The organism is Sphingomonas bacterium (assembly GCF_903642285.1).
Lineage (GTDB): Bacteria > Pseudomonadota > Alphaproteobacteria > Sphingomonadales > Sphingomonadaceae > Sphingomonas.
The window spans coordinates 1-12,819 of sequence record NZ_CAHJWJ010000018.1; the positions used below are offsets into that span (position 1 = coordinate 1).

The following is a 12,819-nucleotide window of genomic DNA, read 5'->3' on the forward strand; positions in this document are numbered from 1 at the left end:
CGGCGGCGCGGCGGGCAGCGCGCTGCCCCAGCTGGCGGGCGCGAGCTTGGCGTAGTTGGCGACGACCCGGTCGACCTCGGCCATCGCGGCGAACCCGGCGGGGTCGATCGTTGCCGCGCAGCCGGTGACGATCAGCTCGGCACCCGGCCGCTCGCGGCGCAGGCGTCTGATCGCGGCGCGCGTTTCCTTGACGGCGGCGGCGGTGACCGCGCAGCTGTTGACCACTACCGTGTCGCAGTCGCCGAGCAGTGCACGGATGGTTTCGCTTTCGGCGATGTTTAGGCGGCAGCCTAGGGTTACGACGTCTGCGGACATGGCAGCGCGACGTAGGGATGGGGTGGGGGTAAGTCCACGGAAAGGACGGCGACCGCCTCGCGTCCCGAGCGCTTTGACCTTGCAAATCCATCCCTGTACCTATCCTGATCCACCCCCGCGAAGGCGGGGGCCCAGTTGGGAAGCGCCCCGATGAGCGAACAAGCGTGCGTCTACATCATGGCCAGCAAGCGCAACGGCACGATCTATATCGGCTCCGCCACCGACCTCGCGAAGCGCATATGGGAACACCGCAACGACGTCGTCCCCGGTTTCACGCGCCAGTACGACTGCAAGCTCCTGGTCTGGTACGAGGTCGCGGGAAGCTGGGAAGCCGCGCGGCTCCGCGAGCGGCAGATGAAGAAATGGAACCGCGCCTGGAAGCTGCGCGAGATCGAAGGCTTCAACCCTGATTGGGAAGATTTGTACGACCGTGTGGCGTTGCCGTGAGGACATCCCAACTGGGCCCCCGCCTTCGCGGGGGTGGAGCGGTTACCACCTCGCGAGCTGTGAACAGCGAGGGGTACCTTCTCGCTTTCGGCGATGTTGAGAAGCGAGGGTGATGTTGCGGTTGTTGATCGGCGTCGAATGCACCCACTTTCGCGACGAGTTAGCCATCTTGTATTTTGCCTGGCTGCCGTCTAACGCTTCGCCAACGTTCAGTCACTGAACGCCCAATCCTAGCGCCCACGGGCGCACGCTGGCCGGCGAGGTTTCGCCCGCCGGCGTTTTGTGCGTTTTGTGGCCCGATTGGAGGTGAAGGCGCATGTTCGACAGTCTGAGCGACCGGCTAGGCGGCGTCTTCGATCGCCTGCGCGGTCGCGGCGCGCTGACCGAGGCGGACGTGCGGGCGGCGATGCGCGAGGTCCGCGTCGCGTTGCTCGAAGCGGACGTCGCGCTGCCCGTCGCGCGCAAGTTCGTCGACGAGGTCACCGAACAGGCGGTCGGCCACAACGTCCTGCGATCGATCACGCCCGGCCAGCAGGTCGTCAAGATCGTCAACGACGCGCTGGTCGCGATGCTGGGCGGCGCCGAGGGACAAACCGGTGCGTCCGAGCTGGACCTGAACGTCGCGCCACCCGCGATCGTCATGATGGTCGGGCTCCAGGGTTCGGGCAAGACGACGACGACCGCGAAGATCGCCAAGCGGCTGTCGGGCGGGCAGGGTGGGCGCGACCGCAAGAAGGTCTTGATGGCGTCGCTCGACGTCAATCGCCCCGCCGCGCAGGAACAGCTGGCGACTTTGGGCACGCAGATCGAGGTCGCGACGCTGCCGATCGTGCAGGGCCAGCAGCCGGTCGACATCGCCCGGCGGGCGATCCAGGCGGCGAAGCTGCAGGGCTACGACGTCCTGATGCTCGACACCGCGGGCCGGTTGCACGTCGACCAGGCGCTGATGGACGAGATGAAGGCGGTCGCCGACATCACGCGGCCGCAGGAGATCCTGCTCGTCGTCGATTCGCTGACCGGCCAGGACGCGGTCAACGTCGCGCAAAATTTCAGCGAGCAGGTGCCGCTGACGGGGATCGTGCTGACGCGGATGGACGGCGATGCGCGCGGCGGCGCGGCGCTGTCGATGCGCGCGGTGACGGGCAAGCCGATCAAGTTCGCTGGCACGGGTGAGAAGCTCGATGCGCTGGAGGCGTTCCATCCGGAGCGTGTCGCGGGCCGTATCCTCGGCATGGGCGACGTCGTGTCGCTCGTCGAGCGCGCCGCGGAATCGATCCAGCAGGAAGACGCCGAGCGCATGGCGTCGCGGCTGGCCAAGGGTCAGTTCGACATGAACGACCTGCGCGGCCAGCTGCAGCAGATGCGGCGCATGGGTGGCCTCGGCGCGCTGGCGGGGATGATCCCCGGCATGAAGAAGGCGCAGAACGCGATGGCGGCCGCGCCCGGCAGCGACAAGGTGCTGGTGCATATGGAGGCGATCATCGGATCGATGACGCTGAAGGAGCGCGCCAAGCCCGAGGTCATCACCGCCAAGCGCAAGATCCGCATCGCCAAGGGCTCCGGCACCAATGTGCAGGACGTCAACAAGCTACTGAAGATGCACCTGGAAATGTCGACCGCGATGAAGAAGATCCGCAAAATGGGCGGCATCAAGGGCATGATGGCGATGCTGGGCAAGGGCGGCATGGGCGGCCTGGGCAACGCGATCGGCGGTGCCGACATGGGTGAGGCGATGAAGGGGCTCGGCGGCGGCCTGCCCGGCCTGCCGGGGCTTCCCGGATCGGGCGGCGGGTTGCCACCGGGCATGGCCGGTTTCGGCAACCGCAAGAAATAATCAATCAACGCAATAAGCTACAAGGAAGACTATATAATGGCACTCAGCATTCGTCTGTCGCGGGGCGGCTCCAAGAAGCGTCCTTACTACCGCATCATCGTCGCCGATGCGCGTAGCCCGCGCGATGGCAAGTTCATCGAGAAGATCGGCAACTACAACCCGCTTCTCGCCAAGGATAACGACCAGCGCGTCCAGATCGACGCCGAGCGCGCGAAATACTGGCTGTCGAACGGCGCGCAGCCGACCGACCGCGTCGCGCGCTTCCTCGATGTGGCGGGCGTGCGCGAGCGCGCGGCACGGCTGAACCCCACCAAGGGCAAGCCCGGCGAGAAGGCCACCGAGCGCGCCGAGGAACGCGCGACCAAGCAGGCCGAAGCCGACGAGGCCGCCGCTGCCGCTGCAGCCGCTGCGACCCCCGCCGCCGACACGCCGGAAGAGGCCGAAGCCGTCGTCGCCGCCGATGTCGAGGCCGCGACCGAAACGCCGACGGCCGAGGCCGAGCAGGTCGCCGAGGCCACCAGCGAACAGTAAGGCACGGATCATGGCACCGCGCGTTTCGTTCTTCCCGACCCGATAAGAAAGGAACGCGCGATGACCTTGCCACCCGATCCGCGAACGGCGTCCGATGAACCGGTGGAAACCGGACCCGATGTCGGCAACCGCGGCGTTTCCGCGGACGAACCCGCCGAAGGTGCCGACGACGAACCCGCCGGGCAGCCCGGCTCCCCCGAGGGATGATGAGTCCATGTCCGTCGACACGGTGACTCTGGCGGTCGTCGTCGGTGCGCACGGGATCGGCGGCGAAGTGCGTCTGAAATCCTTTGCCGACGATCTGTCCGCCTACCGCGTCTTCAACGGCGGCGCGCTGACCATCCGGTCGCTGCGGCATGGTGGCAATGGCGCGATCGCGCGGTTCGATCAGGTCGCCGATCGCACCGCCGCCGAGATGATGCGCGGCACCGAACTGACGGTGCCGCGCTCGGCGCTGCCGCCGCTGGGCGAAGGCGAGTATTATCACGCCGATCTGATCGGACTGCCGGTCGCCCTGGCCGACGGCTCGGCCATCGGACGCGTGGTCGCCGTCGAGAATTTCGGTGCCGGGGACGTGATCGAGATCGAGCGGCCCGGTGCGGACGGCAAGCCCGGCGCACGCTTCATGGTGCCCATGCGACCCGAAGCGGTACCCGAATGGAACGCTCAGCGCCTCCTCCTGGACCCCGCGTTCGTCGTGTAACGGTCAGCGGCGGATCGGATGCCGGTCGGCCAGCAGATTGCGGATCGCGGTCGCGGCCACGCCGGCTTCTCCCATCGCATGGCTGATCTGATCCAGCCCGCGGACCACATCGCCGGCGGCGAACAGGCCGGGGATCGAGGTTCGCTGGTGCTCGTCGACCTCCAGGCAACCCTCGTCGGTCGCGCGTGCGCCGGCCGCGACCGCCAGCTTGGAGCGGATGACCGATCCCATCGCGGGGTAGATGCTGTCGAAGTGCAGCGCGCCGGCGGGTGTATCGACGACGATCCGGTCGCCTTCGATCGCGAACCCGCGGCACGGACCGTCGACCCGCAAGATGCCGCCATCGTCCAGCGCGGCACAACAGGACGGGTCGAGCGTCAACGCGGCGGACGGTGCGATCAGCGTCAGGTCGCGCGTGTAGCCGCGCAGGAACAGCGCCTCCCGCATGCCGTGCGCGCCGTCCCCGATCACACCGACGCGCTTGTCGGTGACTTCGTACCCGTCGCAGATCGGGCAATAGCGGATCAGACCCCGCGCGAGCGCCTCGTCATGCAGGTCGTCGGGCATCGCGGGCCGATTGTTGACCACCCCCGTCGCCAGCAGCACGGTGCACGCCGGCAAGCGGCCGTTCGTGGTCGACACGACGAAATTCTCACCGTCGCGCGCGATCGCGGTCGCCTCGACCATCTCGACCACCGCACCGTACTGTTCGGCTTGCGCCTGCATGAGCCCCAGCAGGTCGCGGCCCGGTATGCCGTCGGGGAAGCCCGCATGGTTACGGGTGCGCGGGATCGTCGCTGCGCGGCTCGATCCGTTGTCCAGCAAACGGATCGAAAGATGGAACCGGGCGAGATAGATCGCTGCGGTGAGGCCGGCCGGGCCGGCACCGATGATGATGCAGTCGTTCATTGGGACGGGAAGCCTTGGGACAGCAGGAGGTTCCTTGCTGGCATACGTGCGGCCGTATATACAGGACGTAGATACGGAGGTGGTCATGGGCGAAGAATATCGTGCCAAGGTGTTCAAGTCGGGCAATTCGCTGGCGCTAAGGCTGCCGAAAGCGCTCGGGCTGGAGGATGGCGACGAGGTCGAACTGATCTCCGACGGCAAAGGGGGTTTCGAAATTCGGCCTCCTCTGGACGAGGCTGCGACACTGGATCGCCTGTACGGCAGCTTTTCGCCGGATTTCATGGATGGGGGACGGTTGCCCATGGACGATGTCGATCGTGATTGGTCGACGGCCTCCGATCGATCCGCCGCCTGAATGCGGTTCATCCTCGATACCAATAGCTGCATCGACTTTGCCCGAGGCCGGTCGGCGTCGCTTCTCAGACGCATGAAGGAGCGGCGACGCGATGGTCTCGTCATGTCGGCGATCAGCTATGCCGAACTGTCGGTTGGCGCACGCGAACATAGCGAGGGCCCGGATCGCGAGCATCTCGAGACACTCGTCAGAATCGTACGAGTCGTACCCTTCGATGCCGTGGCCGCTCGAGCCTATGGCAGGTTGGTTCGCGAGCACGGGGTGAAGCGGCATGACTTCGATCGGCTGATCGCGGCGCAGGCGCTGTCGCTGGACGTTACGCTCGTCACGAACAACGAGCGGCATTTCAACGGCATCGCAGGTCTTCGTGTAGAGAACTGGACGCGGTGACCTTCACCGCCACGATCCTGACGCTCTACCCAGACATGTTCCCTGGACCGCTCGGCCAATCGCTGGCCGGACGCGCGCTGGCGGACGGGAAATGGTCGTGCGAGGCGGTCAACATCCGCGATTTCGCAGCCGATAGACACCGGACGGTCGACGATACGCCGGCCGGGGGTGGTGCGGGAATGGTGCTTCGCGCGGATGTCGTGGCGGCCGCGCTCGACGCCGTCACGGTCGGTGATCGCCCCGTCGTCGCACTCACTCCGCGCGGGAAGCCACTCACCCAGACGCGGGTGCGGACGCTCGCTGCCGGCCCCGGCCTCGTCCTCGTTTGCGGTCGGTTCGAGGGGTTCGACGAGCGGCTGTTCGATGCGCGGGCGATCGAGCAGATGTCGATCGGCGACTATGTCCTGTCGGGCGGCGAGATGGGGGCGCTGGTGCTGCTGGATGCTTGCATCCGGCTGCTTCCCGGCGTAATGGGCGCGACCTTGAGCGGCGTGGACGAGAGCTTCGAGACGGGGCTGCTCGAATACCCGCATTATACCCGACCCGGCATATGGGAAGGGCGCACGATCCCCGAAGTGCTGCGATCGGGGGATCATGCACGGATCGCGGCCTGGCGAAAGCGACAGGCCGAGATCGATACACGGCTAAGGCGGCCGGACCTTTGGGAGCGCCACGAGGGCGCTCGGGTCCAGTCGCCCTCTGGCGCGCAGGCGAAGAAGGACGACCGATGAATCTGATCCAGACGCTCGAAGCCGAGCAGATCGCCAAGTTCCTGGGCAACAAGACGATCCCCGAATTCCGTCCCGGCGATACGCTCAAGGTCGGCGTGAAGGTCGTCGAGGGCGAGCGCACCCGCGTGCAGAATTACGAAGGCGTGTGCATCGCGCGCTCGAACAAGGGCATGGGCAGCAACTTCACCGTTCGCAAGATGTCGTTCGGCGAGGGCGTCGAGCGCGTCTTCCCGCTCTATTCGCCCAACGTCGAATCGATCGAGGTCGTCCGCAAGGGCGCGGTCCGCCGCGCCAAGCTGTATTATCTGCGCGGCCGCACCGGCAAGTCGGCGCGCATCGCCGAGCGTCGCGACACGCGGCCTGCAAAGGGTACTGCCGCCGCCGAGTGAAGGCGTGTAAGGGGATAGGGGATCGGGGCGCGAAGGCATCGGCTTTCGCGCCCTTTCTTTTTGAACCCGGGGCGGCAATTGACATTCATCCTATGGACGACGGCCACGATGCTGGCGGGCACGCCCGTTCCCCAGGCGACCGTGCCAAGCGGCGCGACAGTCCCGCCGGTCGCGGGTCGTCCCGACGCCGGTGACACCGGACCGGGCAGGGCACCGGAACCGGCCGATGCCGCCACGACGCCGAACGAACCGGTCCGGCGTGACAAGCACGACAGCCCGCAGGCGAGCGCATCGCCAAACGATATCATCGTGACCGCGCGCGATCCGGCCGCCGCCCCCGATCCGCTGCGCGCGCTCAACGCGCAATCGTTCGCGGTGACCCAGGCGGTCGACAGTGCCATCATCGGCCCCGTCTCGCTCGCCTACAAACACACCGTCCCAAGCCCGTTGCGTAGCGGCGTCCATAATTTCCTCTACAATCTGCGCGAACCCGTCGTGCTGGTGAACTTCATCTTCCAGCACAAGATCGGCAAGGCGGCGGAAACCGTCGGCCGTTTCGTGGTCAATTCGACGATCGGTATCGCGGGCGTGATCGACGTCGCGAAGAAGCGGCCGTTCAGGCTACCGCGGCGCGGCAACGGCTTCGCGGATACGCTCGGCTTCTACGGCGTCCCGCCGGGCCCGTTCATGTTCCTGCCGATCGTCGGTCCGACGACCGTGCGCGACCTGTTCGGGGGTTTCGCCGACCGCCTGGTCCTGCCCGCGATCGTCGGCAGCCACCGCCTGACGAACCCGGCCTATGCGGTACCCGCGGCTGTCCTCGGCGTGCTCGACCACCGCGCCGAATTCGACGAGACGCTGCACACGTTGCACGACAATGTGGCCAATCCGTACGCCAATACGCGTGCCTTCTACCTTCAGCGTCGTCAGGCGGAGATCGACCATCTGCGCGGAAGGGACGTGGGTAATTCCAGCCCGATGTCTGAGGCACCGACCGAGCCGATCCGCGTGAAGAAACTGCCGTCGCCGCCGACGCCGCAGCGGGAGCATGCGCCGCAGCGCTAGAGGAGGCCGTTCTCCTGCGAACGCAGGAGCCCAGGATCTCAAGCAGTGACGATCGTCATCCTGGGTTCCTGCGTTCGCAGGAAAACACCGTTTGCTGAATGCCGCAGAACCAAACGAATCGTCACCCCGGGCTTGACCCAGGGTCACGCTTCTTCGGCGGCGGAAGAAGCGGGATCCCGCCTCGAGGCCGGGATGACGGCAATGGGTAGGCGAACTCGCGGACCTACTGATCCAGGAACGACCGCATCTTGCGGCTGCGGCTGGGATGCTTCAGTTTCCGCAGCGCCTTCGCCTCGATCTGCCGGATACGTTCGCGCGTGACCGAGAATTGCTGCCCGACCTCCTCCAGCGTGTGGTCGGTGTTCATGCCGATCCCGAACCGCATCCGCAGCACGCGCTCCTCGCGCGGTGTCAGGCTCGCCAGCACGCGGGTGACGGTTTCCTTCAAATTCGCCTGGATCGCGGCATCGACCGGGATGACCGCGTTCTTGTCCTCGATGAAGTCGCCCAGGTGTGAATCCTCCTCGTCGCCGATCGGCGTTTCGAGGGAGATCGGCTCCTTGGCGATCTTCATCACCTTGCGGACCTTCTCCAGTGGCATGGAGAGGCGCTCGGCCATTTCCTCGGGCGTCGGTTCGCGACCCTGCTCGTGGAGGAACTGGCGGCTGGTGCGGACCAGCTTGTTGATCGTCTCGATCATATGGACCGGGATGCGGATCGTGCGCGCCTGGTCCGCGATCGAGCGCGTGATCGCCTGCCTGATCCACCACGTCGCATAGGTGCTGAACTTGTACCCGCGGCGATATTCGAACTTGTCGACCGCCTTCATCAGGCCGATATTGCCCTCCTGGATCAGGTCCAGGAACTGCAGCCCGCGATTGGTGTATTTCTTAGCGATCGAGATCACGAGGCGCAGGTTCGCTTCGACCATTTCCTTCTTGGCGATCCGCGCCTCGCGCTCGCCCTTCTGGACCATGTTGACGATACGGCGGAATTCGACGAGCGCCATGCCCGTCTGCTGCGCGATATCGGCGATCTCGCTTCGGATCCGTTCGACCGCGTCGCCTTCGTTGGTGACGAAGGCTATCCACTTCTTGTCCAGCTTGGCGACGCTGGGCAGCCACTGCTCGTCCATCTCATGGCCGATATAGCGGTCGAGGAAATCCTTGCGCGGCACCTTGTGACGCTCCGCCAGGCGCAGCATCTGTCCGCCAAGCGCGGTCAGCCGGCGGTTGAACGCGTAGAGCTGGTCGACCAGATATTCGATCTTGGCGTTGTGGAACTGAACGCTCTCGACTTCCGCGGTCAGTTCCTCGCGCAGCTTGTGATATTTACGCTCGTCGCTTGCGGACAGTTCGCCGCCCGCACCCATCGCGTCGAGGCGCGACTGCTGGACCTTCGAGAATTTCTTGTAGAGCGCGGTGATGTTCGCGAACCGTTCCAGCGCGATCGGCTTGAGCTGCTCCTCCATCTGCGCGAGACTGAGGGTATTGTCCTCCTCCTCGTCGTCCGACGGGCGCGGGGTGCGGCGCTCGGTCAGCGATTCCTCGTCCTCGTCGACGAGCGTCGCTTCCTCCGGCTCGGCTTCTTCCTTGAACGACGGGCCCGCCGTCTTTTCCGAAATCTCTCCGGTGCCGTCGACCGCGTCGTCGGCCAGCGCCTCGGGCGCAGGGTCCTTGGACAGCATCGCGTCGAGATCCATGATCTCGCGCAGCTGCATCGTGCCCTCGTTCAGCGCGGTCGACCAGTCGATGATCGCATTGAAGGTGATAGGGCTTTCACACAGCCCCAGGATCATCGTGTCGCGACCCGCCTCGATCCGCTTGGCGATAGCGATCTCGCCCTCGCGGCTGAGCAATTCGACCGCGCCCATCTCGCGCAGATACATGCGGACGGGATCGTCGGTGCGATCGATCGTCTCCTTCTTCTTTTCCGGGGCGGGGCCGGTATCGGCCTCGGCGTCGACCGATTCGACGTCGTCATCGTCGTCCTTGGCCGTTTCGGTCTCGCCGTCTTCGCCCGCTTCGTCGTTCTCGACGATATTGATGCCCATCTCGGACAGCGCCGCGGAGATATCCTCGATCTGGTCGGAGGACATCTCGCCTTGCGGCAGCGCTTCGTTCAGCTGTTCGTAGGTGATGTAGCCGCGCTTCTTGGCGCGCGCGATGACCTTCTTGATCGTCGCGTCGTTCAAGTCGATCAGCGGCGCGTCGCCGCTTTCCATCGTCTCGGCGGTATCCGCCGCATTCGCCTTCGCCATCAATCGCCCTCAGCACCCAAAGCCCGGGCGTCTTCGTTCGCCTGCACCAGATTTGCAAGCCGAACGTCCAACGCCTGCTTCTCTCTCACCAACGCCACTTGTCGCTCGAATGCCTCATCGGTGAACCGCGCCTGCATCGCAGCCGTCGCTTCGCCCAACGCCGCGTCCACTTCGGGTCGCGCGATCAGAATCGCGATCGCCTCATCCAGGTCGGACCGAACGATCACCGGATCGGCGATTTTCATCGTAAACGAATATGGCATCGAATCGGCTCTCAACAGATCGCTCGCGACCCCGTCAAACCCCGACCGTGCCAATATGGTGAGAAGCCGCGCGCTATCAAGCGCCTGATCCTCCAGCGCCAGATCGACGACGGCCTCGAACAACCGTCCGAGCGCGCCGTCGACCAGGCGGAGACTCGACAATATCTCGACATGACGCGCGATCTCGGCCGGGTGGCGGATCAGGCCGGCGAGAACCGCCTTGGCAAGCACGCGGTCGATACCGGCCGAACCAACGGCCTTTGCCTCGGCACCGACCGGGGCGATGGGAGGCTTCCACGCCCCCTTCTTGAAAGGAGCGCGCTTCTCAAACGGGACGAAGGGGCGGGGGCCGCGGGCGAACTGGAGGTCGAAGCGGCGGCGGAATTCGGACTGATACTCGCTACGGACGCTGGGATCGGCGATGGTACCCGCGGCCTCGTTCAATCGCTGGCGCAAGCCTGCGCGCTGTTCGGGCGTGTCGAGCGCTTCGGCGGCAAGCTCGCTCGCCCATAGCCGCTGCACCAGCGGCTCGGCCTCGCGCAGGACTGCCTCCATGCCCGCCGCACCACGGGCGCGGACGAGGTCGTCCGGGTCCTGCCCCGCGGGCAGCGTCGCGAACGACAGGCTTCGCCCCGGTGCCAGCAACGGCAGCGCGCGGTGCGCCGCCCTGAGCGCCGCCTTCTGCCCCGCGGCGTCGCCGTCGAAGCACAGGATCGGGACATCCGTCATCCGCCACAGCCGTTCCAGCTGCGCCTCGGTCAGCGCGGTGCCGAGCGGGGCGACCGCCTCGCCGATCCCCGCCTGGGCGAGCGCGATGACGTCCATATAGCCCTCGACCACGATCACGCGCCCCGCCTTGCGCGACGCCGGCGCGGCGCGGTCGAGATTGTAGAGCGTGCGACCCTTGTCGAATAACGGCGTGTCTGGGGAGTTCAGATATTTCGGCTCGCCCTGATTGAGGATTCGTCCGCCGAACGCGATGGTCCGTCCGCGCGCGTCGCGGATCGGGATCATCAGTCGGCCGCGGAACCGGTCATACGGGTCTTTACCCTCGACCTGGATCAGCATCCCCGCCTCCACCAGCATCGGGTCGCCATAGGTCTTGAGCGCGGTCTTCAGCTTCCCGCGGCTATCGGGGGCGAAGCCCATGCCAAAGACGCGCGCGGTCTCCGGCGTGATCGCGCGCCGGTCGAGCAGCGCCCGCGCCTCCGCCCCGGCGATGCCGCCCAGTTGTTCGGCGAACCAGGCTGCTGCGTCGGCCATCACGTCATGCAGGCCCTTGGCGCGTTCGGCCTTTTCCGCGGACTGGCGGTCCATCGCGGGCAGCTCCAGCCCCGCCGCCTGGGCGAGTTCCTTCACCGCATCCATGAACGGCAACCCGCGCTGGTCGGTCATCCACCGGATCGCATCGCCATGCGCCGAGCAGCCGAAGCAATGGTAGAAGCCCTTGGCGTCGTTGACGTAGAAGCTGGGCGTCTTCTCGTTATGGAACGGGCAGCAGCCCTTGTACTCGCGGCCGGCCTTCTGGAGCTTGGTGGTCTTGCCGACGAGCGTCGACAGCGACGTGCGGGCGCGCAGTTCGTCGAGAAATTGCGGAGTGAGGGTCATGGCGTGGCGCTCGGCAAATGTCCGTCGACGGGCGCCGGTTGGATGCAGGAGATGACGTCTCCTCCTTCCTCCGTTCGTGCTGAGCTTGTCGAAGCACGTTTCCCGTACGACACGGCCAATTGGGATACGCGATCCCAATCCCCCGCGATGAGCGCTTCCTTCTTAGCGCGCGACCAGCCCTTTATACGGCGTTCCGCTTCGAGGGCTTCCAGACGAGACGGGAAATCTTGTGCCCAGGCGAACGTCACCGGCTGTCGCCGCGCCGTATAGTCGCTTCCTCGTCCCTGGCGATGCGCACCGATCCGCGCTTCCAGCGCATCCGTGTGCCCGGCGTAGAAACTGCCATCGCCGCAGCGGAGGAGGTACGCCCAAAACGCCATCTCCTCCCCATGCCATGCGAGCGCGATTCGGGCGAGTGGGTCGTTTGCGGCACGTCCTTCGACAAGCTCAGGACGAACGGAAGGCAGGAGGCCGATGCGGCGACATGCACTTAAGTCAAAGCCGCCTTCACCAACCCGCTAGCCTTCGCCATATCCAACGTCGTCGCGTGCCGTGCCTTCAGCTCCGCCATCACGCGCCCCATGTCCTTCATGCCGCCGGCGCCGAGCTCCGTCTTGATCCCCTCGATCGCCGCCTTCGTCTCGTCCTCGGTCATCGTCTGCGGCAGGAACCGCTCGATCACCGCGACCTCCGCAGCTTCGGCGTCGGCCAATTCCTGCCGCCCGCCCTTCACATACATCTCGATCGACTCGCGGCGCTGCTTGACCATCTTCTGCAGCACCTCGACCACCAAAGTATCGTCGTCCGCCGGTGCCTTGCCCTCGCGCGATTGCGGCGCGCGGGCTTCGATGTCGCGGTTCTTGATCGAGGACTGGATCAGGCGGATCGCGGCGGTGGTCTGCTTGTCGCCGCTTTTCATCGCGGTAACGAGGGCGGTCTTGATATCGTCGCGAATCATGGCGTCGGCTTTCGGCGTTTCGGTAAGCTGTCAAGCCTAGCCCAAGCGCGTCCGCACGTGA

Annotated in this window: 15 protein-coding genes and 1 pseudogene; 10 read left to right on the top strand and 6 right to left on the bottom strand. The window is 65.9% G+C overall.

Features of this window, described 5'->3' with window-relative positions; all coding sequences use genetic code 11:
* A pseudogene (locus HUU99_RS10115) lies at positions 1-315 on the bottom strand (tRNA (N(6)-L-threonylcarbamoyladenosine(37)-C(2))-methylthiotransferase MtaB); the annotation flags it as partial.
* A 150-nt stretch (positions 316-465) separates the two neighbouring features.
* Between HUU99_RS10115 and HUU99_RS10120 the strand changes: the two are divergent.
* The 5 genes from HUU99_RS10120 to rimM all read left to right on the top strand — a co-directional run bounded on the left by HUU99_RS10120 (position 466) and on the right by rimM (position 3,830).
* Positions 466-762: a GIY-YIG nuclease family protein gene (locus HUU99_RS10120; protein WP_174286461.1), complete on the top strand. Its 297-nt coding sequence runs from the start codon at positions 466-468 to the stop codon at positions 760-762.
* A 316-nt stretch (positions 763-1,078) separates the two neighbouring features.
* Positions 1,079-2,596: a signal recognition particle protein gene (gene ffh / locus HUU99_RS10125; RefSeq protein ID WP_174286462.1), complete on the top strand. Its 1,518-nt coding sequence runs from the start codon at positions 1,079-1,081 to the stop codon at positions 2,594-2,596.
* Positions 2,597-2,632: 36 nt separating this feature from the next.
* Positions 2,633-3,127, top strand: coding sequence for a 30S ribosomal protein S16 (gene rpsP, locus HUU99_RS10130; RefSeq protein ID WP_174286463.1), 495 nt, complete (start codon positions 2,633-2,635; stop codon positions 3,125-3,127).
* A 60-nt stretch (positions 3,128-3,187) separates the two neighbouring features.
* Positions 3,188-3,334 (top strand): hypothetical protein, encoded by a 147-nt coding sequence (locus tag HUU99_RS10135; protein WP_174286464.1) that lies wholly within the window; start codon positions 3,188-3,190, stop codon positions 3,332-3,334.
* 7 nt (positions 3,335-3,341) lie between these two features.
* Positions 3,342-3,830 (top strand): ribosome maturation factor RimM, encoded by a 489-nt coding sequence (gene rimM, locus HUU99_RS10140; RefSeq protein WP_174286465.1) that lies wholly within the window; start codon positions 3,342-3,344, stop codon positions 3,828-3,830.
* A gap of 3 nt (positions 3,831-3,833) precedes the next feature.
* Here rimM and HUU99_RS10145 read toward each other — a convergent pair whose 3' ends face one another.
* Positions 3,834-4,739 (bottom strand): NAD(P)/FAD-dependent oxidoreductase, encoded by a 906-nt coding sequence (locus tag HUU99_RS10145; protein WP_174286466.1) that lies wholly within the window; start codon positions 4,737-4,739, stop codon positions 3,834-3,836.
* 85 nt (positions 4,740-4,824) lie between these two features.
* On the opposite strand from HUU99_RS10145, the gene HUU99_RS10150 reads away from it, so the two are divergent.
* The 5 genes from HUU99_RS10150 to HUU99_RS10170 all read left to right on the top strand — a co-directional run bounded on the left by HUU99_RS10150 (position 4,825) and on the right by HUU99_RS10170 (position 7,669).
* Positions 4,825-5,094, top strand: a complete 270-nt coding sequence (locus HUU99_RS10150) for an AbrB/MazE/SpoVT family DNA-binding domain-containing protein (RefSeq protein WP_174286467.1) — start codon at positions 4,825-4,827, stop codon at positions 5,092-5,094.
* Complete coding sequence (locus HUU99_RS10155) at positions 5,095-5,484, top strand: type II toxin-antitoxin system VapC family toxin (protein ID WP_174286468.1); 390 nt, start codon at positions 5,095-5,097, stop codon at positions 5,482-5,484.
* A complete protein-coding gene (trmD, locus tag HUU99_RS10160) occupies positions 5,481-6,215 on the top strand; it encodes a tRNA (guanosine(37)-N1)-methyltransferase TrmD (RefSeq protein WP_174286469.1) in 735 nt (244 codons plus the stop codon). Before HUU99_RS10155 ends, trmD begins: the two co-directional genes overlap by 4 nt.
* Positions 6,212-6,604 carry a 50S ribosomal protein L19 gene (gene rplS / locus HUU99_RS10165; protein ID WP_174286470.1) on the top strand — a complete coding sequence of 131 codons (393 nt, stop codon included), beginning with the start codon at positions 6,212-6,214 and terminating at the stop codon, positions 6,602-6,604. Before trmD ends, rplS begins: the two co-directional genes overlap by 4 nt.
* 78 nt (positions 6,605-6,682) lie before the next feature.
* Positions 6,683-7,669, top strand: a complete 987-nt coding sequence (locus tag HUU99_RS10170) for an MlaA family lipoprotein (protein WP_174286471.1) — start codon at positions 6,683-6,685, stop codon at positions 7,667-7,669.
* Positions 7,670-7,892: 223 nt separating this feature from the next.
* Here the strand turns inward: HUU99_RS10170 and rpoD are convergent, their stop codons facing one another.
* From rpoD to HUU99_RS10190, 4 genes are all read right to left on the bottom strand, one after another.
* The gene (rpoD, locus tag HUU99_RS10175; protein ID WP_174286472.1) at positions 7,893-9,929 is read right to left on the bottom strand and encodes an RNA polymerase sigma factor RpoD; all 2,037 of its coding nucleotides are present in this window, start codon (positions 9,927-9,929) and stop codon (positions 7,893-7,895) included.
* Positions 9,929-11,800 carry a DNA primase gene (gene dnaG / locus HUU99_RS10180; protein ID WP_174286473.1) on the bottom strand — a complete coding sequence of 624 codons (1,872 nt, stop codon included), beginning with the start codon at positions 11,798-11,800 and terminating at the stop codon, positions 9,929-9,931. The genes rpoD and dnaG overlap by 1 nt, the downstream gene beginning before the upstream one ends.
* Positions 11,797-12,180 (bottom strand): GIY-YIG nuclease family protein, encoded by a 384-nt coding sequence (locus tag HUU99_RS10185; protein ID WP_174286474.1) that lies wholly within the window; start codon positions 12,178-12,180, stop codon positions 11,797-11,799. The genes dnaG and HUU99_RS10185 overlap by 4 nt, the downstream gene beginning before the upstream one ends.
* 110 nt (positions 12,181-12,290) lie before the next feature.
* Positions 12,291-12,758 carry a GatB/YqeY domain-containing protein gene (locus tag HUU99_RS10190; RefSeq protein WP_174286475.1) on the bottom strand — a complete coding sequence of 156 codons (468 nt, stop codon included), beginning with the start codon at positions 12,756-12,758 and terminating at the stop codon, positions 12,291-12,293.
* Positions 12,759-12,819 lie beyond the last annotated feature (61 nt).

What these genes read in the sequence shown, in the direction of transcription:
- HUU99_RS10150 (WP_174286467.1), top strand. Translation starts at nt 4,825, where the DNA reads ATGGGCGAAGAATATCGTGCCAAGGTGTTCAAGTCGGGCAATTCGCTG.
- rpsP (WP_174286463.1), top strand. Translation starts at nt 2,633, where the DNA reads ATGGCACTCAGCATTCGTCTGTCGCGGGGCGGCTCCAAGAAGCGTCCT.
- HUU99_RS10135 (WP_174286464.1), top strand. Translation starts at nt 3,188, where the DNA reads ATGACCTTGCCACCCGATCCGCGAACGGCGTCCGATGAACCGGTGGAA.
- ffh (WP_174286462.1), top strand. Translation starts at nt 1,079, where the DNA reads ATGTTCGACAGTCTGAGCGACCGGCTAGGCGGCGTCTTCGATCGCCTG.
- HUU99_RS10185 (WP_174286474.1), bottom strand. Translation starts at nt 12,180, where the DNA reads ATGGCGTTTTGGGCGTACCTCCTCCGCTGCGGCGATGGCAGTTTCTAC.
- dnaG (WP_174286473.1), bottom strand. Translation starts at nt 11,800, where the DNA reads ATGACCCTCACTCCGCAATTTCTCGACGAACTGCGCGCCCGCACGTCG.
- rpoD (WP_174286472.1), bottom strand. Translation starts at nt 9,929, where the DNA reads ATGGCGAAGGCGAATGCGGCGGATACCGCCGAGACGATGGAAAGCGGC.
- HUU99_RS10190 (WP_174286475.1), bottom strand. Translation starts at nt 12,758, where the DNA reads ATGATTCGCGACGATATCAAGACCGCCCTCGTTACCGCGATGAAAAGC.
- HUU99_RS10120 (WP_174286461.1), top strand. Translation starts at nt 466, where the DNA reads ATGAGCGAACAAGCGTGCGTCTACATCATGGCCAGCAAGCGCAACGGC.
- HUU99_RS10145 (WP_174286466.1), bottom strand. Translation starts at nt 4,739, where the DNA reads ATGAACGACTGCATCATCATCGGTGCCGGCCCGGCCGGCCTCACCGCA.
- rplS (WP_174286470.1), top strand. Translation starts at nt 6,212, where the DNA reads ATGAATCTGATCCAGACGCTCGAAGCCGAGCAGATCGCCAAGTTCCTG.
- rimM (WP_174286465.1), top strand. Translation starts at nt 3,342, where the DNA reads ATGTCCGTCGACACGGTGACTCTGGCGGTCGTCGTCGGTGCGCACGGG.
- HUU99_RS10155 (WP_174286468.1), top strand. Translation starts at nt 5,095, where the DNA reads ATGCGGTTCATCCTCGATACCAATAGCTGCATCGACTTTGCCCGAGGC.